We start from the raw sequence: 21930 nt of genomic DNA, 5'->3' as shown, positions 1-21930 counted from the left end.
AAAAAGAAATGCCCCAGCAGGGCTGTGAACGTTTAAATGCCCTCTATTGGAGTGACCCCCGGCATTCCTGATCGGTACCGGGCAGAGGCGATCATAATGTGGGCCTGTGGCGAAGGTGCGGCGTAGAGCAGAGCGGCTCGTTGCGGTCTTGCTGGCGGTGGTGATGCTGCAAGTCGTCTCGTCCCGCATCGCGGGGGCGGCCACGACCCCATCCTTCGCGACGAAGGTCGACTACACCACGGGGACGACCCCGTTCTCGGTGGCGGTAGGGGACTTTCGGGGGAATGGCCGCAAGGACCTGGCCGTCGCCAACTACGCCTCGAATACGGTGTCGGTGCTGCTGAGTAATGGGAACGGCACGTTCGCGGCGAAGGTCGACTACGCCACCGGAGCCAACCCGTTCTCGGTGGCGGTCGGTGACTTCAACGGTGACGGCCGTCTCGACCTGGTCACCACGAACTACGGCCCGGATACGGTGTCGGTGCTGTTGGGCAACGGGAACGGTACGTTCGCTGCGAAGGTCGACTACCCCACCGGGAGCGACCCGGAAGCGGTGGCGGTCGGTGACTTCAACGGTGACGGCCGTCTCGACCTGGCCGTCGCCAACCACAACGCGAATACGGTGTCGGTGCTGTTGGGCAACGGGAACGGTACGTTCGCTGCGAAGGTCGACTACCCCACCGGCGCCGCCCCGTGGTCGGTGGCGGTCGGTGATTTCAACGGCAACGGCACTAAGGACCTGGTCGTCGCCAACTACGACTCGAGTACGGTGTCGGTGCTGCTGGGTAATGGGAACAGCTGGCTGGCCAATCCGGTGAAGTTCCGCATCACGAGCTCCTCGCGGACGCCGACCGGTTCGATGAGCCTGGACCAGCTCGACTACCCGGCCGGTGACCCGATCTCGGTCACGTACAGCACGAGCCAGCCCAGTTCCAGCAACTGGGTCGGCATTTATGCCGATCCTGGCAACGGCCCGGTCAATGACCAGTACGTCGGGCCCGCGAGCACGTGGATGTATGCCCCTGGTTCCTCCGGCCAGCTGACGATCCCGACCACCGGCCTCAGCCCCGGCCACTACGTCGCCTACTACCTGTACAACGACGGCTACAGCCGGGTGGCCAGCCCGCTGAAGTTCCGTATCGTGCCCTCCACCGCCGCCACCACACTGAAGGTGGCGTCCTTCAACACCTGGCATGCCGCCACCCAGGTGACCGGCGGCCTCACCAAGGCCACCAACTTCGTCACCTCCAGCGGCGCGGACGTGCTGGCCCTGCAGGAAACCCAGGGGTACTTCGCCAGGGACCTGGCACGAAACCTGGGCTGGTACTACTACCAGGGCCCCAGTAGCGTGGCGATCATCAGCAGGTACGCGATCACGCAGACCTTCGAGCTCGCGCTGGACGACTCCGGGCTCGGCGCCCGGCTCAACCTGGGCTCCGGTAAGGAAGCCGTGGTGTGGTCGGTCCACTTGGACTATCAGTACTACGGGCCTTACAACGCCTGCTACGAGAGCATGACGCCAGCCCGGATCGAGGACATCGAGCAGAACACGTCCCGGCGGGTTGTGGAGATCAACGACATCCTCACCAGGGCGACGCCCGAGATCAACGCGGCCAAGAGCGGCGGCCCGCCGGTGTTCCTGGCCGGTGACTTCAATACGCCGTCGCATCTGGACTGGGTGCCTGAGGCCGCGAGCCAGAACTGCGGTTACACCTCCGTCAACTGGCCAGCCACCAAGGCCGTCTCCGACGCCGGTCTCAACGACTCGTACCGGTTCCTCAACCCCGCTCCGGCGATCTTGCCGGGCGACACGTGGTCCCCCGTGTACCCCAAGCACAACGGCTCCACCGGGCCGGACGAACCGCAGGACCGCATCGACTTCGTGCACTACGTCGGTGCGGCAACGCCGGTTAGCTCGACGGCCGAGGTCCGTGGCACGCCACAGCCGGTTCCCAACCATCAGAACAACGAATGGGTCAGCGATCACCGCGCCGTGGTGACGGCGTTCAGCCTTACCTGAAGTACCGCTACACAGCAGCGAGGATGCTGCGTCAGGCCCGTCGTGGCAGTCACGGTAAACGTGGCGGTCGTGTCGGCCGCCATCGCGGGCGTCAGTCACTGCGGCAGTAGTGCTCGCCGCCGCAGTGACGATCGCAGCGTTCGCATGCGCATTCCCATTCTTTTGCTCCATCCACTGTGCCGGTAGATCCACTAGGCCTGCAGCACCCCGATGAGATGCGCGTACGCCACCACATTGCCCTGGTAGCCGGTCTCCCTCGTGAAGCCGCCGCCGCAGGTGATCACTCGCAGTTCGGCCCGGTCCTTCGCTCCGTAGACCTTCTCGTCCGGGAAGGCGTCGGCCTCGTACACCTCGATCGCGTCGATGGTGAACACGGCGGTACGGCCGTCCTTGCGGGTCACCTCGATCCGATCGCCCTTCTTCAGCGCACCCAGGTTGTAGAAGACGGTGGGCCCCTGCGCGTTGTCGACATGCCCGGCGACGATCGCCGTGCCCTTGGCGCCCGGCGAAGTGCCGTCCTTGTACCAGCCGGCGAGGTTGCGGTCGGCGGCCGGCGGCACGTTCAGGCTGCCGTCCTTGTCGAGGTCCAGCGGCATGACGGGGGCGTCGACACTGATCTCGGGGATGCGCAGCCGTACGGGTCCGGACGGCGGCAGCGGGTCGGCGGCCGCGTCGGTGTGGTGTCCCGGGCCGGCCGCGAAGGCCTCGGCGGCCGACGGCATCGGCGGGGTCACATCCGCGGAGCCGTTCTGGACCAGCCGCAGGCCGATGCAGACGGCGACGGCTATGCCCCAGCCCCTTCCTTTGGCGTTCATCGCTCCTCGGCGGTCATCTGGTCCTACGGACGAACTCCCCGCTCCCGGCAGGCGCGGCGAACCGGCCTGACGGGAACGGGGACACGGCGGGACGCGGGACGGTGCAGACCGTCCCGTCAGCTGTCCTGCGCGCCGCTCGCCCGGCGGCGCAGGAGCAGGATCCCGCCGGCGGCGGACGCGGCCAGTACGGCCACACCCGCCGCGATCTGGGGGGTGTCGGGGCCGACGCTGCCGCCGACGCCCGTTCTCACATGACCGCTCGGCCTGTCGTGGCGATGTACCACCGGCTCGGCCGCGGCCCTCGTGTCGTTCTGGCAGGTCACGCCGATGGCGTAGGTCCCCGGCTCGGTGCCGTGGGGGACCGTGAGCCGGCCGGCCGCGACCTCGTTGTGCGTACCGGGAGACAGGCGGAAGTCGCCCGCGCCGATCGACCGCGCGTCTTCGACGCCCTGGCCGTTGTGCTCGCAGGCGATGGTGTTCGCGTTGAGGGTCGCCCCCGGGTCGACGGGCGACGGGAATATCTCGAGTTGCTCGAAATCCCCGGCGAACGCCGTGTGGGCGCCGAGCCCGATCGTGGCGGCTGCCAGCGCGGCGCTGGTCAGCAGACGGGCAGTGGTGCGCATGGCGGTCCTCCGGGGAAGCGCGGTGGTGCTCTGTTGTGTGCTCTCTCCGAGGTAAGGCGCAGCCCGCCCGAAACGCCTGCTGATGGGCAATCAGATTCGATGGCTTCGCTCGGCGTGTCGCGCTGGACGTGATGCGTCGTCGCAGGTCATCGCCTGTGATGGGGAATCAGATCGAGCGCGGGAAGTCATCGTGCTGAACGGGTGAAGGGTGCTCCGGGGCCCGAGGTGTCAGCCGTCCTGGGGGTGCGAGGAGCCGCGCGAGGGGGCCGCGCGAGGGGGGCGCCGGCCCGGCGGTCGGAGTCGTCCCGGCCGTACTCCCGGGAAGCTCCGATCCGGCCGTACGCCGCATCGGCGATCTGCCGGGAGGCCGGTGCCGGCTTCGGGCGTTCAGGTGCGGCTTGACCTCAACCTCGGTTCAGGTACGAGCCTCTTCCTCATGGACCTCACCACGCCTCTGAAACTTGCCGTCATCCTCGGCAGCAACCGCGACGGCCGCTTCGGCCCGGTCATCGCCGACTGGTTCCTCTCCCGCACCGCCGAGCGTGCGGACTTCGCCGTCGAACTGATCGACCTGGCCGAAGTGGACCTGCCCACCGCCCTCTCCTACCGACCGGCACCCGAGGTGCGGGCCGAACTTGCCAAGACCGCACCGAAGTTGGCCGAAGCCGACGCCTTCGTGGTCCTCACGCCCGAGTACAACCACTCCTTCCCCGCCTCCATCAAGAGCCTCATCGACTGGCATTTCGGCGAATGGCAGGCCAAGCCCGTCGGCTTCGTCTCGTACGGCGGAATCTCCGGCGGTCTGCGCGCCGTCGAGCAGCTGCGCCAGGTCTTCGCCGAAATGCACGCCGTCACCGTCCGCGACACCGTCTCCTTCCACAACGCCGGCAGCCAGTTCGACGACGAAGGGCAGCACAAGGACCCCACCGCCTGCGACGCCGCCGCGAAGACGATGCTGGACCAACTCGCCTGGTGGGGGCACGCCCTGCGCAACGCCAAGTCGGCCTGTCCGTACGGCGGCTGACGCCATCGCCATCGCCGCGGCCGTGGGCAGGGGCGGGACGACGGGGCGGGAAGGGCGCGTCGTGCGTACGGTGGCCTGATCGACCGGCAATGGACTTAAGGTCCCGCCCGCCCCTGCGACCCGAAGGAACGTGTCCATGGCCCAGGCACTGACCGCACTCACCGTGCTGACCACGACCGACAGTGCGGAGAAGGCGGAGGCGCTCGCGCGGGGTGCGGTGGAGTCGCGGCTGGCCGCCTGCGCGCAGATCTCCGCGCCCGTCACCTCCGTCTACCACTGGAAGAACGCGATCGAGACGGCGGAGGAGTGGCAGGTCCTGTTCAAGACGACCGAGGCCTGCTACGCCGCGCTGGAGGCGCATCTGACGGCCGCGCACGACTACGAAACGCCGGAGATCATCGCGACGCCGGTGGCGCGCGGCAGTGCGGGGTATCTGGCATGGATCGACGCGGAGACCGTGGCGCCGTGACCGAGCCCGAGATCGAGTCCGGGTCCGGGTCCGAGACCGAGTCCGGTTCCGGGCCTGGGGCCGAGCTCCCGTTCTTCGTCTACGGCACGCTGCGCCCCGGTGAGTGCAACCACGATCTCTTCCTGCACGGCCGCACGGCGGCGGAGGAGCCGGCGTTGCTGACCGACGCGGTGCTCTACGAGGGCCCGGGCTATCCGTATGCCCTGCTCGACGCCGGTGGGGGCACGGTCGCGGGTGAGGTGGTGACGGCGGCACCGGGGGAGTACGGGGAGCTCCTCGCCGTACTCGACCGGCTGGAGGAGTACGTCGCGCCGGGCCACCCGCGCAATCTGTACGAGCGGGTGGCCCGCGACGTCGTCCGGCCGGACGGCACTGCGGTCCGGGCCTGGGTGTACCTTGCGGCGCCGGGCCTGGCCCGGGAGCTCCGCGCGAAGGGCACCCGCATCCGCGGCGGCAACTGGTGCGGCCGAAGCGGCAGCTGACCCGCGCCCACTGCCGCTGTCGCCTACCCCTGCCGTTCCTCCTGCTCCGCGCGTTCCACCCGTACCGCGCACACCTTGAACTCCGGCATGCGCGAGGTCGGGTCGAGCGCCGGATTCGTCACCGAGTTGACCCGGCCCTCGCCCGGCCAGTGGAACGGCATGAAGACGGTGTCCGGCCGGATCCCGGTCGTGATCCGCGCGAGCCCGACGGCCCGCCCGCGCCGCGAAACGACGGCGAGCGGAGCCCCCTCGACGGCGCCCACGCGCTCGGCGAGCTGCGGATGCAGCTCGACGAAGGCCCCGGGCGCGGCGGCATTGAGCTCATCGACCCGCCGGGTCTGCGCCCCGGACTGGTACTGGGCGACGACCCGCCCGGTCGTCAGCAGCACGGGATACTCGGCATCCGCTTCCTCCGCGGCGGCCCGGTGCCCGACGGCGATGAACCGGGCACGCCCGTCCGGAGTGGCGAACCGCTCGAGGAAGAGCCGTGGCGTACCGGGATGGACGGGTCGGGATCCGGGCGCGTGCTCGGCCGCGACGGGTCCATGGGTGCCCCCGGCCGCGGCCGGCTCCTCCGGGCACGGCCAGAACACCCCGTCCTCCTCCGCGATCCTTTTGTAGGTGATGCCCGAGTAGTCCGCGGGGCCGCCCGCCGATGCCCGGCGGAGTTCCTCGAAGACCTCCTCCGGGTCCGACGGGAAGCCCTTCTCGTGGCCCAGCAGGCCCGCCAGGCCGCCCAGGACTTCCAGGTCGCTCCGTACTCCCGGCGGCGCCGACACCGCCTTCCGGCGCAGCAGGACCCGGCCCTCCAGGTTCGTCGTCGTGCCCGTCTCCTCCGCCCACTGGGTGACCGGCAGCACCACATCCGCCAGCGCCGCCGTCTCCGACAGCACCACGTCCGCGACCGCCAGGAAGTCCAGCGAGCGCAGCCGTTCCTCCACATGCCCGGCGCGCGGCGCGGACACCACCGGGTTCGAGCCCATCAGCAACAGCGACTTCACGTCCCCGCCCAGCGCGTCCAGCAGTTCGTACGCGCTGCGCCCCGGACCCGGCAGCGTCTCCGGCTCCACACCCCACACCCCGGCGACATGCGCCCGCGCCGCCGGGTCGTCCAGTTTGCGGTAGCCCGGCAACTGGTCCGCCTTCTGGCCGTGTTCGCGGCCGCCCTGGCCGTTGCCCTGACCGGTCAGACAGCCGTAGCCGGACATCGGCCGTCCCGCCCGGCCCGTCGCCAGGCAGAGGTTGATCCAGGCGCTCACCGTGTCCGTGCCTTTGGAGTGCTGCTCGGGCCCGCGCGCCGTGAGCACCATCGCGGACTCCGCGTCGCAGAACATCCGTACCGTCTCGCGCAGTTCGGGCACGCCGACACCCGTGATGCGCTCGACGAGCTCGGGCCAGTGCGCCATCGCGGCCGCCCTGGCCTCCCCCCAGCCGCTCGTACGGTCCTTGACGAACTCCTCGTCCGTTCGTCCCTCCGCCACCACCACATGCAGCAGCCCGAGCGCGAGCGCCAGATCCGTTCCGGGCCGCGGCGCCAGATGCAGATCGGCCTGTTCCGCGGTCCGCGTGCGGCGCGGATCGACGACGATGAGCTTGCCGCCGTTCGCCCGGAGCTCGGTCAGATAGCGCAGCGCGGGCGGCATCGTCTCGGCGAGATTCGAGCCGACGAGGATCACGCATCCGCTGCGCGGAATGTCCTCCAGCGGGAACGGAAGCCCGCGGTCGAGACCGAACGCCCGCTGGTGCGCGGCCGCCGCCGACGACATGCAGAAGCGGCCGTTGTAGTCGATCTGCGAGGTGCCGAGCACGACCCGGGCGAACTTCCCCAGCGTGTACGCCTTCTCGTTGGTGAGGCCGCCGCCACCGAAGACGCCGACCGCGTCGGGACCGTACACCGCCCGCGTACGCCGCAGTCCCGCAGCGACGGTGCCCAGGGCCTCCTCCCAGGTGGCCGGCTCGAGCCTGCCTGTGGCGGGGCGTCGGACCAGGGGCTCGGTCAGGCGCACCCGGGAGGAGAGCAGCGCGGGCGCGGTGCGGCCCTTGCCGCACAGCGCGCCACGGTTGACGGGGAAGTCCGGCCGCTCCACCACCTCGACCGCCTCGGCTCTGCCGCGCAGGCTCATGCCGCACTGCAGGGCGCAGTAGGGACAGTGGGTCGGGGTGGTGTCGTCGAGCATGTCGGGCATAGCGCCAGCGTGCGACGCCCGTGTTACGCGGGCGGACGCCCCGGATTACGGTCCGGGTACGCCCGGCTCCGAGCGCGCCCGCCCGTCTCGTGAGGCGCCTCGCCCTCTTTCAGGCGCGCCGGCCCAGCAGGGCCAGCAGCCTGGTCTGGTGGCCGTCGCCCGGCGGCGGCTCGATGGGCGGGGCGAACAGGCCGGACTTCGACAGGCCCGACGCGTACGGCGTGACTTCGTCGAGCGCGAAGCTCACCAGCGCGGCCGGCAGCTGCTCCTGCGCCCCGATCCCACGGGACAGGTCCCAGGTGTGCACCACGGCGTCCGTGATCATCTGTGCGCAGTACGCGACGGCCGGTGTCTCCCCGTACGACAGCTGTACGGTCTGCTCCAGCGCGCCCGGGGCCGCGAAGGCATTGCGTGCGGCGCGTGCGGCGGCGTCCCAGGTGGCCTTCGGTTTCTTGCCGAGCACATCCCCCTCGTACGTGTCGCCGACCTCCTCGACGCTCGATCCGTCGGTCACCAGGGCGGGCACCCAGAGCTGTTCCACGGTGAGGTGGTTGACGACATCGCGTACGGACCAGTCGGTACAGGGCGTCGGAGCGTCCCACTGGTCGGCCCCTACGGCATGCACGCGCTCGGTGAAGAGCGCGAGCGCTTCGGTGTGCCGGGTGAGGAGGATTGCCACATGGTTTTCCATACGGCTCACTGTCGCGCGCCGCGGATGCCGACGCGAGTCGGTCGGCCGCCGTGAGGCTCGTGTCGCAGCGTGTCACCCTGCCGCTGCGGCCAGTGCTTCCTTCACACCGCGCTCCTTGGCGCCGAGGAATTGCGGATCGGGCGTGAGCGTGGCGTCCAGCGCCGCCTTGCCGGCGGCGAACATCTCCCGCGTCCCGCCGTAGTACCAGGTCGCGTCATGGGGCTCGGCGACCCCGACACCGTACGACTCGACCCCGGCCGCCTGGCAGAGCGCGACGGCCCGCCGGATGTGGAAGCCCTGCGTCACCAGGACCGCCCGCTCCACGCCGAAGATCTTCTTGGCGCGGACGCACGAGTCCCAGGTGTCGAAGCCGGCGTAGTCGCTGACGATCCGCCCACCCGGTACTCCGCGGGCGGTGAGATACGTCCGCATGGCATCCGGCTCGTCGTACTCGACCCTGCTGTTGTCGCCGGTGACCAGCACGACCTTGACCTTGCCCGCCCGGTACAACTCGGCGGCGGCGTCGAGCCGGTGCGCGAGGTACGGCGTGGGCCGGCCCTTCCACAGCCCGGCCCCGAAGACGACGGCGACATCCTGCGCGGGCACCTCGGCGACGGTGCGGACCCGGCTGTCGGCGACGGCATGCATCCAGGTCGCGGGCGCGAGCGCGAACACGCACGCGAGCATGACCGTCTGCACGAACCGTCGCTGGGTGCGCCGGGCGCGCGGCAGCTTCGGGAGTCGCAGCAGCTTCAGTCCTGATGCCTTGGACGGCTTCGGCGCCTTGGCTGCTTTCGGTGCTTTCGGTGCTTTCGGTGCTTTCGGTGCTTTCGACGTCTTGGGCGCCTGCGATGCCTTCGATGTGCGGGATGCCTTCACGCCTGGTCAGACGCGGATCGGGGCGCAACGGTTCGGTCCACGGTGCCGGAGATCGCCCTCGTGTCGTGGTCCGGGCCCGTCGCCGACCATGCGGCCGACAGCAGCGACCTGACCGCCGCCGAGGTGTAGACCGCGGCCGCGAGCCAGGCTGCCGCGAAGGCGTCCGGGTCGGCGGGCAGCAGTCGGCCCAGTGCGTCGTGGCGGCGGTCGGCTGCCGTTTCGGCCAGGGACAGGGCGCAGTCGGCGCCCGTGGCGAGGCCCACCGCGCGCAGGCGGCGCGGGAGTTCGCCGTCGGCCGATGCTGCGGTGACGGCGCGGCCGCCCGCGACCGTACGGTCCACCGCGCGGCGCAGCAGATCCAACTCCACCGGCAGCGCGGGCGGCGCGGCGGCGACGAGGTGCAGTGGATCGGTCTGGGTCGGTACGGGCGCCGGTATATGCGCCGGTACATGGGAACGGTTCAGCCGCCGCAAACCCAGGTCCGCGCGGACGCTCTCGCCGTCGTGGCCCGTCCAGGCAGCGGCGAGGGCATGGACGCCGCCCGGCCGGTCGGGAACGGCTCGGGCGATCAGCCGCAGCGCGAGTCCGGGGCGCGAGGCGAGCAGACGCAGATTCTCCGCGTACGGCAGTTCCGGGCGCTCGTCCGGGGCGAGCAGCTGCAGCGCCGGGCCGCCGACGACGCGGAACCCGCCACCGCAGACCGTCCCGGTGAGGAAGAGCAGATCGCCGCCCGCCGTGCGGTCGTCGGCCGGTTCCGCCAGCCAGTCGAGTGCGGCCGCGAGTTGAGCCGCGGGCGGCCGCTGCCACAGCGCGTCGAGCGGCGACTCGTGCCATTGTGCGCCCGCCGCTCGTACGGAACGGAGCCGGGCGCCGCCGCCGATCCGGCCGTCCGGTGAGACGGTCGGGCCGGTCAGGATCACCCCGCCGCCGTCGCCCCACGCCCGCAACGGCAGCGCACAGCCGCCCGGCACCGGCGAGCCCGCCGCCTGGACCGCCCGCTCCGGGCCGCCGGGCGCCACGTCCGAGACCGTGCGGAGGGTGCCGTCCGGTGCGACGGCGTACGTGGTCGCGCCCGCATAGCCGGACGCGGTGACGACCGGTTCGGTGAACAGGCCGTACAGGCGCAGGGGTTTGGCCGGCCGGTAGGCGCGGCGCGCGGGGGTGACGGCGTCGGCCGGCCGCTGTACGAGATCGAGCAGCTCCGCGAGCTCGGCGGAGAGCTCGGGCAGCCGGAACGCCGGATCCTCGGAGCGCGCCTCGCCCAGCCGGCGTGCGATCCGTACCGCGGCGGCGGAGTGCAGCTGGAGCCCGGCGAGCCGCGCGGAGTGCGCGGCATGCAGCAGCTCGGCGCGGTGAACGGCGCCGGAGCCCGTAACTCCCGTGACGAGAACCGCTGTTGCGGCGGCGCGGAGGGTGTGGAGGGCGGTCGACCGATTGGTGCCGAGACTGGTGCTGGTGCTGGTGCTGGTGCTGGTGCTGGTGCTGGTGCTGGTGCCGGCGGGGGCGGGGGCGATGGTGCTGCCCGTGGGCGCCGCGGCTTCCGCCTCCGGGGTTTTCGGTGGTGCCGCGTCCGGGGCCCCGGGCGGCGCCGTGTCCTCCGCGAGTGGCGCGAGCGAGAGGACCGCCGCGCGATGCAGGCAGGCCGGGGCCAGCAGACAGCCGCATACCGCGTCGTCCGCCCGCGCCACGATCCCGTTCGTGACTTTCAAGGTCACCGCGGTGTCCTCGTCCACCCGGACGAGGACACCGTCCGGCGTGGCCTCCACCGGCCGGCCGGACACCTTTGCCACGGCGCCGTCGAGGCGCTTGCGCAGCCGTGCCGGGAGCAGGTCGAGAGCCCCGGCCGCCACCTCGGCGGTCACTGGAGGCAGCCCCGAGGGTCCGGAAGGCAGTCCCGTAGAGGGTGTTGTGGTCACCGGTGCGTACCTCCTACGCGCTCGCCGACCCAGCGGGCCAGCTCCAGGGGACTGAGTGCCGCGACCGGCATGCCCGCAGCCACCAGCCGGCCCGCCACGCCCGCCGAGTAACGCGGCCTGCCCTCGTCGTCCAGCGAGGCGCAGCCCAGGACATGGCAGCCCGCGTCGACCAGCGTCCGTACCTCCGACAGCAGGGGGCCGACCGGTCCGCCCTCCTCGAAGTCGCTCACCAGGACGACGAGCGTGCGTGACGGCACCGTCACCAGCTCGCGCGCGTGGCGCAGGCCGCGCGCGATGCTCGTGCCACCGCCGACGCGTACCTCCAGGAGCAGGCTCAGCGGATCGTCCACCTGGTCGGTGAGGTCGAGCACCTCGGTGGAGAAGGCGATGAAATGCGTGCTCAGGGCGGGGACTCCGGCCAGTACGGACGCGGTGAGCGCGGACCAGATCGTCGAGGCCTCCATCGAGCCCGACACGTCGACGACGAGGACCAGCCGCCAGTCGGCCGACCTGCGGGCCCGGGTGCGGAAGACGGGCCGCTCCGGGAGGACCGTGACCGTGCCGGTGTCCGGGTCGCGGCGGGCGGTCGCCAGGTTCGCGCGCAGGGTGCGCGGGAGGTCGAGCGGGCCGCCGGGGCGACGGGTGGGGCGCGGATGGGCCAGGCCGGTGAGCGCGGGGCGCAGCCGGTTGGCGAGGGCCTCGGTCAACTCCCGTACGAGCCGGGCCACCAGGGGCCGCAGACGGGCGAGCTGCTGCTCGGGGAGACCGCCCGCGTAGGACAGGACGGTGCGCAGCAGCTCCACGGATGGGCGGGCCGATGCGGGGTCGAGCTCGAGTGCGGCATCGAGCCGGCCGGCGTCGGCGGCAGCGGCGAGCACCTCTTCGCGGACGCCGGGCCCGAAGAGCGCGGTGAGCTCGTCCGACCAGGCCCGTACATCGGGGTACGGAGCCTCGCTCCCGCCGCCGCCCCCGAGACCGTCACCGTCCTCGCCACGGGAGCCCTCGCCCCGCCCGTGCCCGTACAACTCGTCGAGCGCGGCGGCAACTCGCGCGGCGTCTCCCGTCAACTCCCGCCCCCGCCCGAGAAGCAACCGCCACCGCTCCCCGGCCACCGGCCCGACGCCCGCACCCTTTTCCTCAGGACCGTCCGGTCCGGCCCCCGGGGCACCGGCCGCCCCGGCCCCCGGGGCACCGGCCGCCCCGGCCCCCGGGGCACCGTCCGGTCCGGCCCCCGGGTCACCGTCCACCGGAGCACCAAGGCTCCGATGCTCCGGAGCCGGCGCACCCAACGTGCCCCGTCCCGCAGTCGCCTCGGACCGGCCCTCCCGGACCTGGGCCTCCCGGGTCAGGCCTCTTGCCGCCAGTGCCTCCCTGCCCGCCAGGTCCGCCGTCGCCAGCAGGGCCAGCGTCGCCGGGTCCGTCACCGGCCCCTGGAGGGTGCCGGCGGCCGTACCGGTGCGGTCCTCCACCACCGACAGCAGCCGGGAACGGGCCGCGGGCGCGAGCGTGTCGAAGCCCGCCCGCAGTGCGGGCAGCCGGTTCAGGAACTCCCGGTCGGGCAGCGACTCCACCCGCTCCAGCAGCGGGTCCAGCGCCTTGCCCGTCTCCAGCAGCGGGCCCGCCGCGAGCAGTGTCCCGCGCAGGAACTCCGCCAGCCCCGCGCGCAGTTCCCGCGAGGTCGCGCCGTCCGCGCGGGAGGCCAGGCGCTCCCCGAACTCTCCCGGGTCCCGCTGACCCAGCAGCACCCGTGCCGCGCCCGCCGCGCCCCGCATCAGCGGTGTCGCCCCCGAATCCAGCCGGGCCAGCGCGTCGGCGAGGCGCAGGCCGCCGCCCACCCCGGCGGCCTGGCAGGCGAGCGCGACGAGGGCGCGGGCGTCGTCCGGTGCGGTGGAGCCCGCGAGGCCGTCGAGCGCGCGGACCCCCGCCGCGGCCAGTTCCTCGTACGCCGCGTCGACGGCGTCCCGCTCCCATCCGGCGTCGAGCCCCGGCAGATGGCCGGATCTGATCCCGTCCAACAGGTCCATTCCGGCAAGCAGTTCGGGCAGCGTTCCGGTGGCCGGAAGCAGTTCGGCGGACTCCGCCAGCCGCTCCGCCGCCAGGTCCGGCAGGCCGCACCGCGCGGCCTCCGCCAGCCCGTCGACGACCTCGGCGGCGGTCGGGCCGCCCTGCCGCCGCTCATCGGCGCGCCGCTGCCGCAGCACTCCGGCGGCGGCCTGCTCGATGGTCACCCCGTGCAGGCCCGCCACATCGAGCATCGCGGCCGTCGACGGAGACCAGGCGACGGCCCAGCGTGTGGTCAGCGCGGCGGCGTCGCCGACTCCCGCGACCGCGGACTCCTCGCCGTACGGGACGCGGCAGACCGCGAGCCGTCGCAGAGTGATCTCGCGGCGCCGGTCGAGCTCGGAGCGGAGCATGTCCAGGCGCAGCTCGCGCCGCTCGGGAGCGTCCGGCACGGGCAGCTTCAGCTCGCCGAGCAGCGTCTCGACGGCGGGCCCGAGCCCGGAACGCGGTGTCCCCGGCGCCAGCCGCCCCTGCCGTCGCCCGACCAGCACCCGCTCCATGGCGGCGGCCACCACGCGGCCCCGCCCCAGCAGCCGGCCCTGCGTGAGCACGGTCTGCGCGGCCTCCGCCAGCTCGCCCCGCCCGGCCGCCGGCAGCCCGCGCAGCGACGCCAGGTCCCGGGCGACGCGGACCACTTCGCGGGCATCGGCGGGCCCGCTCGGGTGACCGGCATCCCGTACAGCCGCACATATCCGTACGGCGGTGGAGGTCAGCAGGTCGTCCAGCAGGCCGGGATCGCCCGCCGCGTGGAAAACACCGCGCTGCCACTCCGGGTCCCGGATGCCTGCGGGGTAGCCGGAACGCTCGTCGAGCAGCGCGTACGAGTACGGCACCAGCGAGGTGACGACCTCGGCGCCACCCGGCCGAGGTGACTGGGGCAGGCCGCTCTCGGCACCGGAGCCCGCCGTCAGCGCGGGCGCGTGAAACGCGCCGATCACCGCGGCCGCGCGTCGCCCCGCATGCGCGGGATCCGCCAGCCGGCGACGCATGTTCGCCTCGCGCCGCAGGTCGTACGGATCCACCGCACCCGCACCCGCGTCTGTCCGCAGTGCCCACCCCACCAGCAGTGCGGCACGCCGCAGCGCTTCGGGCCCGGAGCCGGGAGCCGTCGCCTCGACCAGCCGGTCCCACAGGTCGTCGCCCGGCCGGCCACCGGCTCTCGCACGCAGCGCCGCCGTGAGCGAGCCCGCACCGGGACCTGCCTCCCGCGCCTCCTCGTCGGCAGGACCTCGCTCCGCCAGCGGGAGATCGAACGGCACCACCTCCACGCCCGCCTCCCACGCCCAGCGGATCGCCGCCAGCTCCGGCGAGAACTCCGCGAACGGCAGAAACACCGGACCGGCGCCACCTTCGCCCCCGCTGCCCGCCAGCGCGACCGGCGGCACCGTCGCCGGGTCGGCAAGGTGCTGCAACCACGGCGCGAACTCCTCCGGCAGCTCGATGAACAGCACCTCCGGCGCCGCCTGAGCCAGCAGCGCGGGCACGGCCGCCGCGAGCGCGGGGGAATGGTGCCGCACCCCGATCAGATACGGGTCACGGCACCCGGCAAGTTCAGCCAGCGCTTCCTCCGGAGCTTGCTCAGGGGCCTGCTCAGGTGAGCTCATCGCGCAGCTCCCACAGCGTCCGCCACAGCGGTGCGCCGCCCTCGGCCCGCCGCCGCACCGGCCCGTCCCAGTACCCCAACAGCCGTGCGTGGTCGGCCGGGTCGTCCTTGCGCACCGTGCCGAGGAGATGCCCCGGCAGTGTGCGTACGACATCCCGCCCGTCGCTCAGATACGCCGCACCAAGCCCCATCGACGTGGCCACATGGACCGCCTCCGCCGTCGACATGACCGTCGACGGCCGCTCGACCTCCCAGCCCTCCGCGCTGCGCCCGGTCCGCAGATCCCGGAAGGCCGTCACCAGCGCCTCCAGCACCGTCTCGTCCACCCCGAACGGTGCGCCGGAACGCGCCAGCGCCGCCGTGGCCTGCCCGCGCACCAGCTCCGTCTCGGCGTCGAGGTCGCCGATCGGGCCGACCTCCTCGAAGTTGAAGCGGCGCTTCAGCGCGGCGGACATCTCCGAGACGCCCTTGTCACGGAGGTTGGCCGTGGCGATCAGCGTGAAGCCGGGCACGGCGTGCACGGTCCCGTCCGCTCCCTCCGTCCCCTCGGTGCCGTCCCCGCCCGTGAGTCCTGCCAGTTCCGGCACGGACATCCGGCGCTCGGAGAGCAGCGAGACCAGTGCGTCCTGCACCTCGGGCAGACAGCGGGTGACCTCCTCGATCCGGGCGACCGCGCCCCGTGTCATCGCGGTCAGCACCGGAGAGGGCACGAGGGCCTCGCGGCTCGGCCCCTTGGCGAGGAGCATCGCGTAGTTCCAGCCGTAGCGGAGCTGGTCCTCGGTGGTGCCGGCCGTTCCCTGCACGGTGAGCGTGCTGCTGCCGCACACGGCTGCGGCCAGCAGTTCGGAGAGCATGGACTTGGCCGTGCCCGGCTCGCCGACGAGCAGCAGCCCCCGCTCGCCCGCGAGTGTCACCACACACCGCTCGACCAGTGCCCGGTCACCCACGAACTTCCGTGAAACGACCAGCTGCTGCCCCTCCGCCGTCCGCAGCGGCTCGCCGTCGGAACCGCAGACGAACAGCACCGCCGCGCGTGGCGTCATCCGCCATCCCGGCGGCCTCGGCCCGCCGTCGTACGCAGCGAGGAAGCTCAGCTCCTCGCCGTACCGGTCCTCCGGCAGCTCCACCTGCCGCGCCGCGCCTCCCGCGACGCTGCTCTTCGCGACCTTGCTCTTCGCGACCCTGCTCCCCGCGCCCGCGCTCATCGCGAACCTCCTCTGCCGCCACGTCCCTTGAACTCCTCGAACCCCGGCGCATCGCCTTCCACGACCCGCCGCCATGCCGCCGCGTACAGCTGCGCCACCGGACGGTCCGGCACCACGAAGCCGTACAGATCCCACGGCACGATCGCCGTCTTCCAGCTCTCCGCCGGCAGCCGCGGTGTCTTCTGCTCCAGCCAGCCGCCGGGCAGGAAGAGCGAACGCCCGGCGCGCGCCCGCTTTGCCTCCACCACCAGGTCGGTGGCGGCCAGTTCGGCCCGCGCCTTCTTGAGCCGGGCAGGCTTCCAGCCGGTCCACTCCGCCTGATTGCGGTCGGTCGGATCGGGCAGGGCCAGCAGCATCAGATAGAGCGCGGCCGCGTCCTCGGAGAGGCCGAACCGCTCCGCCGCCGCTGTCACCAGCTCCGGCACGCTGTGCGGCGGATACTGCGCCGCCCCCGCCTGCCCGTCGGCCGTGACCAGCGCCGTGAACTCCTCGCTCAGCACCGTACGCAGCGCCTTCAGCGCCGGCTTCTCGCCCGCCGTCGCGGCCAGCTGCTTCAGCGCCGGATGGTCCGGACCTCCGCTCGCGCCGTCCACGAGGGCCGCCGACCGCACCCACACCGAATCCCACTCCGAGCGGTACCGCATCGGCGCAAGCACCACCGCGTCCGAGACCTCGACCAGCCCGTCCTTCGCACTGTCGCGCTTCAGCGGCAGTCCATACGCCTCCCGCAGCCGCACCGAGGTCGCGCTGCCCTCCGTGTCCCAGTCCACGCCGAGGTCCAGCAGCAGCCCGGGGTCGGCGAGCCGCTCACGCACCATCCGCAGCGTGACCGGCAGGACCGCGCGCAGCGGATCGCCGTACGGCAGCCGGTACGCGAGCCAGCGCAACATGGCCACATAAGTACTCAGCGTGGATCCGGTGAGCAGCTTCTCCGGCTCCGCCGGGACCAGCCCGTCGTCGCCGTGCCGCTGCTCGGTACGGCCGGTGAGCTCGGTCTTCGCCTCGGGGTTGAGCGCGTGGTCGAGGATCGGTCCTGTCCCGATCTCGGCCACCGCCCGTGTGATCAGCCAGGCGGGCGCGACGCGCCGCTTGCCGCGCGCCGCCAGCCAGGCCCGGGTGAGCGGCTCCAGATCGAACCCCTTCGTCCACAGCTCCGCCACCCGCTGTGCCTCGGCCGGAACCAACAGACCGGTGTACAGCTGCCGTTCCGCGGGTGACAGCGAGCCCAGCACTCCTCGCCCGGCCTGCGCCTCGGCGCTCTTCGCTCCCAGCGGCGCCAGATACTCGGCGGAGAGCAGCCCGTGCCGGCCGTACGTGGTGACGCCCGGCAGCCCGAGCAGCAGCAGCGCACCCGTGACCGCGCCGACGCCGACCTCCTCGGCGAACTCCTGTGCCTGCTCCGGCCGGTACTGCAGCGGGCCGTGTTCCCGTATCCCGTCCACCATCCGGCGCACCGAGGCCGCCCGCAGCGGATCGTCGGCCGCGCCCAGCACATCCGACTCGGCGAGCGTGAAGTCGTCCCAGGCGCCGAAGGCCCCGGCCGGGTCGTACTCGATGCCGTTCCAGTACGCGTACTTGTCCTCGATCCGCTGACAGGCGACGATCAGCAGCCGCCGCGCCCCCGAGTGCCGGACCTCACCCAGCAGTTGATCGCTGTGGGAGGGCCGCGCGATCCGCAGCTGCACGATCCGCAGCCGTCCGCGCGGATCGACGAGTACCGCGTCGCCGTCCGCCCGTACCTCCAGCACCGCGTCGAGGAACTCCAGCAGCGCCGCGCGGTCCGTCTCACTCGTCGTCGGGGAGGCCGCACGTACGGCGAGCGCCGACATACCGGGCCCCGGAAGCGTCAGCCACCCCACGCCGGTGCCCGTCAGCGGCACCTTCCCGGCGCCGGTCTCAGGTGCCAGCACCCGTTGCAGCAACCGGAGTTGGTTCACGCACGTGGTGGTGTCCCGCTCCCAGTAGCGGTGGTGGCCATAGAAGTGCCGGGAGCCCATGAAGCCGTCGAATGCTTCGCGCAGCGCGCCGTCGAGCGCATGCCGTACCCGCTGCTCCTGCGCCTCGGCCGCGTCCGGCTTCTGCCGCTCCTTGGCCGCCCGCTCGGCGAACACACCGATGCGCTTGCCGTGCCGTACCGCCTCCTCGACCAGACCGGCCACGCCCGCGACCAGCCCGGGATGGGTGACCTCCGGCAGCAGTCTCCGTACGGCCGCGTCCGGCTTCGCACCGTCCGAGACAGCGCTCAGAAGTGCCTTCGCGTCCGCCTCCGTCACCGCCCGCAGAGCCGCCGAACCCCGCTCGTCGCGCGGCCGCAGCGCATGCCAGTAGGCGATCGGCGGAACCAGCGGTGTACCCGCCGCGTGTGCCCCGCCCCGGTCGCCCTCCTTGAACATGGCCAGGCAGATGCCCTCGGAGTCGTACAGCGCGAGCTGCCCGTCGAAGCCGCGCGACTCGCGCGGATGCAGTGCGGCCCCGCCCGGCAGCCGCAGCGGCGGCAGCGGAATGCCGTGCGTGAGGTGCTCGACGCTGCTGCCTCGCGGGAGCTCCACCGCCGGACTGCGGCTGCCGTCCACCGAGCAGGCGGTGAGCGTCCGCGCCTGCGCGTCGTACCGCACCCACCAGCCGAGCAGCCCGTCCTTGCTGCCGAACGGCGAGGACTCCAGGCCCGGTTGTACGGGCAGCAGCCGGCAGGCCCTCTCCAGCAGGCTGCACTGTCCGTGCGCGCTGCCCGCTCCTTCGGCGAGCGCCGAGTCGAAGAAGGCCGGCAGCGAGATCCGGCCCCTGCGGGCCGACTCGGGGTCGTAGTCCCACCACTGGCCCTGGTGCAGCACCCACACCGAGATGCCGTCCGAGGCGACCGGCCGCTGCTCCGCCGCGAACGAGGTGTCGCCCGCGTGGACGGGCCGCCCGCCGAAGGTGCGGCTGCCGTCGGGCAGTGCCAGCGTCGGATTCTGGAACGAGGTCCAGTGGTCCCTCAGGTCGCCGTCCGGCTTGAACACCTCGGCGGGCCGTCCCGACCAGCGCGCCCGCCGGTCGGCGCCATGGCCGTTGGCGACCAGCCACTGGCCGCCCACATAGCGGACCGTCGGCACATCCCAGGAGGACGACGACCGCACCGGCAGCGTGAGTGTCTGCCGGTCCAGCACGCCGTTCGGCCCCACCGCCGCGACGCGCGTCCCGACCCGGACGACCAGCGCGGGCCAGGCGTCCGCGAGCCGGTACCACTCGTCGGCCAGATAGCCGTGCCGCTGCCCGGAGGCCATGGGATTGACCTTGCCGAGCTCCGGAAGCGCCTCCTCCAGCGCGGGCCAGCCCAGCTCGTCGAGAATGCCCGCGCGCAGTGTGCGGGCCAGCGCACCGGCCGGGGAGACGGCGGCGATACGGTCCACGGCCTCGGGCGCCGCCGCCAGGACGGACGGTGCGGAGAACTTCGTCAGCCGGCCCAACAGGCCGTCAAGACCCGGCAGTCCGAGCGGCTGCGACAGATCCTCGGCCCGGTCGGCCAACCAGCCCGCGAGCACCGCGCGCAGCGCCGGATGGTCCGCGATCCGGTTCAGCTGCGCCGACGCCTCGTTGGTGCCGGCCGCCCGCTCCACGCCGCCACGCAGCAGCGGCGCAAACCGTGAATCGGCAGCCAGCGCCGTCAGATCCCTGCGCCCCTCACCCTCGTCGGACAGCCACGGCCCCAGCTCCAGGTTCTCCATCGCGTCCGACGGCGCCTCGACCGGCACCCCCAGGGCCAGACACGCGTCGAGGAGATCCAGGTCGACGGTGGTGCGCCAGCCGCCGCCGCGCAGTAGCTGCAGCGGTGTGCCGTCCGCGACCAGCCGGTCCGCCAACCGCTCCACCAGGGCCAGTTCGGCCGCGAGCCGCTTCATGCCGCGCCAGCCCCGCTGCCGGTGCCTGGCCCAGGCCGACAGCCACTCGGCCGCCGGAACCGTCCCGTCCAGCAGCAGCCCGATGGCCCCGCACCGGTCCAGCAGCGACAGCCAGGCCTCGTCGAACTCCGCCGGGCTGTCGCCCCCCACCGCCGGCAGCAGCGCCAGCAGCCGCTCCCGTACCGCCATATCCTCGGCTGCGATATGAGCCAGGGCCGGCAGCGCCGACTTCCAGAAGCTCGCCGCCGCGCGGTTCATCGCCCCGGTGTGGATGATCTCCGCGATCAGCGCACGCTCCTCGGCGGCCGCGTCCAGACCCGCGCCCTTCGCGAGGCGCCGCAGATCCTCCACCATGCCCGCGTACGGAGTGAGTCCGGCCGCGCACCGCTCCAGCGACACCGTCCTGAACTGCGCGTACGCCTCCGGTGACGCCAGCCGGGCCGCCAGCCCCTTGGCGTACTCCCGCAGCGCCTTGCCGCTCAGTGCGCCCGCACCCGCGAACTCCAGGAAGACCTCCCGCAGCCGCTCCTCGTCGACCGCCAGTGCGTGCCGCTGCTCCGCCGCCCGCGCCTTGCCGAAGAACACCGCGGCGTGCTGCCGCGACTCGGCGGCCAGGAACAGCCGCGCCGCCTGCTCGTAGAAGGTCGGCAGGAAGTGCGGTACGGAACGGTCCAGCCGCGCACCGATCTCGTCGAAGCCCTCCTTGGCGAGCCCCGGCTTGGTCGTGACGAGCCGCGCGAGCCGTTCCATCTCCTTGACCACGGCGAGCGCGTGATGCCCGTTCTCCGGGTCGTGGACCAGTGTCCAGGCGGGGAAGCCGAGCGACTGCCGCTTCACCCGTCCCACCGGCGCCGACCCGGAAGGGGCGAAGCCCAGATACTCCAGGGCGAGATCCTCTGCGGGGCCGATCGCCTCCGGGACCAGCCGCACCACCGTGCGCCCATCGAGCGCCGGATGTCCGTACGCCCGCGCCGTCAGCTCGTCGCCCTGAGCCTGTACCTGTCCCTCGTCGCCAGGTCCCGCACTGTCGTCCGCGCCGAGCGGCAGCACCGCCCCGGCCTCCAGCAGTCCGTTCACCGTTCCCCCTGCCGTGCTTCCCGCGCCGCTCACAGCAGCCCCTCCTCGTCACCCGCGGCCACCCGGCCCGCGTACACCAGCGCGGCCATCCGCTCGCCCTCCGACCAGGCGACCGGCCCCACCTCGGCGAGCGGCAGCCGCCGGCCGTCCTTGTCCCGCCACTCCAGCGGGCCGGTCAGCGCCTCCAGATCCGGATAGTCGTCCCCCAGCCAGTACGCCGCCTCGAGCGACCGGCCTTCCTCCACCAGAGGGCAGACCGCCTGGCCGCCGCGCACCCGGTAGCCGAGCGAGACCGCGCGCGTCGTGGCGTGCCGCAGCTGCTCGAACTTTCCGTTGGCGTACGCCTGCCAGTCGTGGCCCCGCACGTCCTCGGGCCGCCGCCACACCTCGCGGAACAACTGCTCCACGCCTTGCTCGACCCCCAGCTCCACCGCGAACTCCCGCAGATCGTCGAGGTCTTCGAGGAGCACGGGATGCGGGATCAGCACGGTCTCGCAGTCCAGCCGCACCGAGTCGCCGTCCAGATCGACGATCCCCGCGCCCTTCTGCGCATCCGCGTCCCGCAGAAACCCGGCGCGCTCCATGTCGGCCGTCCCGTCCGCCGCCACCGGTGCCACCACAAGATCGCGCAGCGCCGTCTGCCACGCCGTGTCCGGCCACACCCGGGCCAACAGCCCCACCGGCACCGGCAGCGAGCGCACCAGCCAGGTGTCCACCTGCTCGCGGCAGTCCCGTTCGTGCCGCTCCAGCCACTCGGCCAGCTGCCGCAGCCGCACGACCTCGGCGTCGTCCCGCAGTTTCGCCGGCACTTGCTTCAAAGCGCGCCCGGCAGCGTTCCTGCACAGCACCTTGGTGCCGTCCAACGTGACGGCGTATCCGCCGCTCTCCGTCTCGATCCAGCCCATGGCAAGACCGCCTCCCCGACGTTCCGGTTCCGATGTCGATCACAGTAGGTGACGGGTCTGACAACGCCGCCGGGCAGCCGGTGAGCCCGTGGAAAA

The 21930-nt window shown here is 72.6% G+C and carries 14 protein-coding genes; 4 read left to right on the top strand and 10 right to left on the bottom strand.

Features of this window, described 5'->3' with window-relative positions; translation table 11 throughout:
* Window positions 1-106 precede the first annotated feature (106 nt).
* Window positions 107-2020, top strand: coding sequence for an FG-GAP-like repeat-containing protein (locus tag ACFWDI_RS10885; protein WP_385302863.1), 1914 nt, complete (start codon window positions 107-109; stop codon window positions 2018-2020).
* A gap of 191 nt (window positions 2021-2211) precedes the next feature.
* Here the strand turns inward: ACFWDI_RS10885 and ACFWDI_RS10880 are convergent, their stop codons facing one another.
* Both ACFWDI_RS10880 and ACFWDI_RS10875 read right to left on the bottom strand, forming a co-directional pair.
* On the bottom strand, window positions 2212-2835 hold the full coding sequence (locus ACFWDI_RS10880) for a class F sortase (RefSeq protein WP_385302862.1): 624 nt from the start codon (window positions 2833-2835) through the stop codon (window positions 2212-2214).
* A 116-nt stretch (window positions 2836-2951) separates the two neighbouring features.
* A complete protein-coding gene (locus ACFWDI_RS10875) occupies window positions 2952-3458 on the bottom strand; it encodes a hypothetical protein (protein ID WP_385302860.1) in 507 nt (168 codons plus the stop codon).
* A 436-nt stretch (window positions 3459-3894) separates the two neighbouring features.
* Here ACFWDI_RS10875 and ACFWDI_RS10870 point away from each other — a divergent pair, with 436 nt between their 5' ends.
* The 3 genes from ACFWDI_RS10870 (at window position 3895) to ACFWDI_RS10860 (ending at window position 5433) form a co-directional block, all read left to right on the top strand.
* Window positions 3895-4482, top strand: a complete 588-nt coding sequence (locus tag ACFWDI_RS10870; RefSeq protein WP_385302859.1) for an NADPH-dependent FMN reductase — start codon at window positions 3895-3897, stop codon at window positions 4480-4482.
* Window positions 4483-4618: 136 nt separating this feature from the next.
* Complete coding sequence (gene cutA, locus ACFWDI_RS10865; RefSeq protein ID WP_385302858.1) at window positions 4619-4951, top strand: divalent-cation tolerance protein CutA; 333 nt, start codon at window positions 4619-4621, stop codon at window positions 4949-4951.
* A complete protein-coding gene (locus ACFWDI_RS10860; RefSeq protein ID WP_385302855.1) occupies window positions 4948-5433 on the top strand; it encodes a gamma-glutamylcyclotransferase family protein in 486 nt (161 codons plus the stop codon). The genes cutA and ACFWDI_RS10860 overlap by 4 nt, the downstream gene beginning before the upstream one ends.
* 23 nt (window positions 5434-5456) lie before the next feature.
* On the opposite strand, the gene ACFWDI_RS10855 is transcribed toward ACFWDI_RS10860, so the two are convergent.
* The 8 genes from ACFWDI_RS10855 to ACFWDI_RS10820 form a co-directional block, all read right to left on the bottom strand.
* Window positions 5457-7610, bottom strand: a complete 2154-nt coding sequence (locus tag ACFWDI_RS10855; protein WP_385302903.1) for a molybdopterin oxidoreductase family protein — start codon at window positions 7608-7610, stop codon at window positions 5457-5459.
* 118 nt (window positions 7611-7728) lie between these two features.
* Window positions 7729-8310, bottom strand: a complete 582-nt coding sequence (locus ACFWDI_RS10850) for a TIGR03086 family metal-binding protein (RefSeq protein ID WP_385302854.1) — start codon at window positions 8308-8310, stop codon at window positions 7729-7731.
* A gap of 72 nt (window positions 8311-8382) precedes the next feature.
* The gene (locus tag ACFWDI_RS10845; protein WP_362681268.1) at window positions 8383-8997 is read right to left on the bottom strand and encodes an ElyC/SanA/YdcF family protein; all 615 of its coding nucleotides are present in this window, start codon (window positions 8995-8997) and stop codon (window positions 8383-8385) included.
* Between the two features lie 188 nt (window positions 8998-9185).
* Window positions 9186-11105 carry a hypothetical protein gene (locus ACFWDI_RS10840; RefSeq protein ID WP_385302852.1) on the bottom strand — a complete coding sequence of 640 codons (1920 nt, stop codon included), beginning with the start codon at window positions 11103-11105 and terminating at the stop codon, window positions 9186-9188.
* Window positions 11102-14770, bottom strand: coding sequence for a DUF5682 family protein (locus tag ACFWDI_RS10835; protein ID WP_385302849.1), 3669 nt, complete (start codon window positions 14768-14770; stop codon window positions 11102-11104). Before ACFWDI_RS10835 ends, ACFWDI_RS10840 begins: the two co-directional genes overlap by 4 nt.
* Window positions 14757-15974 (bottom strand): AAA family ATPase, encoded by a 1218-nt coding sequence (locus tag ACFWDI_RS10830; protein WP_385302847.1) that lies wholly within the window; start codon window positions 15972-15974, stop codon window positions 14757-14759. The genes ACFWDI_RS10835 and ACFWDI_RS10830 overlap by 14 nt, the downstream gene beginning before the upstream one ends.
* Window positions 15971-20962 carry a hypothetical protein gene (locus ACFWDI_RS10825; protein ID WP_385302846.1) on the bottom strand — a complete coding sequence of 1664 codons (4992 nt, stop codon included), beginning with the start codon at window positions 20960-20962 and terminating at the stop codon, window positions 15971-15973. Before ACFWDI_RS10825 ends, ACFWDI_RS10830 begins: the two co-directional genes overlap by 4 nt.
* Entirely contained in the window at window positions 20959-21834 is an 876-nt protein-coding gene (locus ACFWDI_RS10820) for a DUF4132 domain-containing protein (protein ID WP_385302845.1), read from the bottom strand. Before ACFWDI_RS10820 ends, ACFWDI_RS10825 begins: the two co-directional genes overlap by 4 nt.
* Window positions 21835-21930: the final 96 nt, after the last annotated feature.

The organism is Streptomyces sp. NPDC060064 (assembly GCF_042736455.1).
Classification (GTDB): Bacteria; Actinomycetota; Actinomycetes; order Streptomycetales; family Streptomycetaceae; genus Streptomyces.
Note: the sequence above shows the minus strand (reverse complement) of the source record. Positions and strands in the feature narration are given on the sequence as shown.